The sequence below is a fragment of the Bittarella massiliensis (ex Durand et al. 2017) genome (genome assembly GCF_009876955.1).
Classification (GTDB): Bacteria; Bacillota; Clostridia; order Oscillospirales; family Ruminococcaceae; genus Bittarella; species Bittarella massiliensis.
This window is the reverse complement of the sequence record NZ_WWVY01000053.1, coordinates 1-1,846: the sequence shown is the minus strand read 5'-3', so window position 1 is coordinate 1,846 and position 1,846 is coordinate 1. Positions and strand designations below refer to the sequence as shown.

Sequence of the window (1,846 nt, the reverse complement as noted above, 5' to 3'; positions counted from 1 at the left end):
GACAATGAGGGGCAGATTATTATTACCTGGCCTGTGGAGGCGGATTTCACTGCGTATGCCGGACAGTTGGATGTGCATTTTGTGGGCAAGTCCTCCACGGGTGAGGAAATCATCAAGCTGCAGTCCAACGGCTTGCAGTTTGCCGCCAGCGTCGAGGGTACTGCTGCGCCGCCGAAAAATGTGTTTGAGAATACGCTGGAACAAATGCAGGGACTTCTGGACAACGCTGAAAATGCCGCCGCACAGAGTGCTGCGGACGCATCGCGGGCGGAAAATGCTCAAGAGGCTGCCGGGCAAAGCGCCCAGACAGCGCAGCAAGCTCAGGAGGGCACTGCGCAATCTGTTGTACAGAATCAGGCATTGGTACAGCAGATTGAAGGCGATGCTGAGGCTGCGGCCGCCAGTGCTGCGGCTGCAGCGGCCAGTGCCGCAAAGGCGGAACAGCTTGCCCAGGGGTGCAAAGGCTGGTTTGTAAATGTGGCGGCTCTGCGTGCAGCTTACCCCACCGGCACAGACGGCGAATGGGCGATCCTTGGAAGTACGGACAGTATCTGGGTATGGGATGCGGATTCCTCCGATTGGATTAACAGTCATAAGACTACAGATCTTTCCGACTATTACACAAAGGAACAAGCCGATGGCCGATTTCTGCAGATTGACGGCGATGGTGCGGCGGTAACGGTTCCCTTTACTGTCCCGGCGTCACTCCCTGCACTGCCGTCTTCGCCAGCAACGCTGGAGTCTCTCATGACTATGCTGGCCAGCATGCGAAATCGGCTCGCTGCGCTGGAAGAAAGCATGCCGGGCATCGGTGAGTGGTGGTACTCTCCGAATGTCATCACCTACACGGGCGGAGTCAACAGCAAAGCCTTCGCCCGCGTCAATTTTAATGACGATCTCAGCAAAACCGTATACGCAGTGCTCTATGCTAAAATCGGTGATTCACTCAGTTCCGGCGCAGCAGATGGCTTTTTCAACTGTAAAAAATTGGCTGAACGCTTCCCGTTAGCTTACGGTGCTAATTTTGCGCTGCGCAGCTGGGGCGGTACGACGCAAGCAACAATACAGGCTCGCAATCTTCCAGCAAACGCAATTACGTTTGTATCCCGCACCGCTGAGCAATGGTCTGTTGGAATTTGGGATTCCCACGGCGCGGGCTACGGTGGAGTACCATTGGATCAGCAGAATGGATCTCCACATGGGCAGGCAATATCAACACTGCCTCCGTATCTCGCACAGAATATCATAGTGCGCGCACTATGATGTTTTGACCTATATACGGATTCATAATGTCCATAGGCTTAGCTGCAGAAGTACGCTTGATTCCGGTTCCTCCTTCATAAGTCGGCCAGCTTCCGCTGACTGTATCCCAGACGCCGCCTTTAAACCCTCCAAGCCCCGTATATGTACCGCTCGAACTGCTTGAACCAGCCCAGCCCACCCACTCATGCCCGTGTGCCGCCACCTCATTTTCTGCTTGTGTATGCGTGGTGTTTCCGCCCGTTTTGAGAAGCAGGAAATTAGCACCGTAAGCATGTGGGCTTTACAAAGCTCGCACGATGATGTTTTGCGCGAGGTAGGGCGGCAAGGTGTTGTGACTTTTCCCTTCTCCAAAAGCAAGTTTAATCACTTTTACCGAACTTGTGCCAGAGACCTTCGAGCCACCGTCGCGATACGCTGCATTGCTCCCTGTAGCAGAAAACACGCCGCCAACCGAAGCAATAGTCGTACCCTCTTCAGACCAATGTGGCGTGATCGTTCCAGAGATTACAGGAAGTTCACCAATACTGAGTTTATGATCTTTTTCGCCTCCTACAGCCCCGCGCTGAAAATTAGCACCGTAAGC

Annotated in this window: 2 protein-coding genes; one reads left to right on the top strand and one right to left on the bottom strand. The window is 53.9% G+C overall.

The window, feature by feature from the left end; genetic code table 11:
• The coding region (locus GT748_RS15065) for a hypothetical protein (protein WP_205301343.1) at nt 1-1,263 on the top strand (1,263 nt) is incomplete at its 5' end.
• A gap of 280 nt (nt 1,264-1,543) precedes the next feature.
• Here the strand turns inward: GT748_RS15065 and GT748_RS15060 are convergent.
• Nucleotides 1,544-1,846, bottom strand: a 303-nt coding sequence (locus GT748_RS15060) for a hypothetical protein (protein WP_205301342.1), incomplete at its 5' end; no start/stop codon positions are given.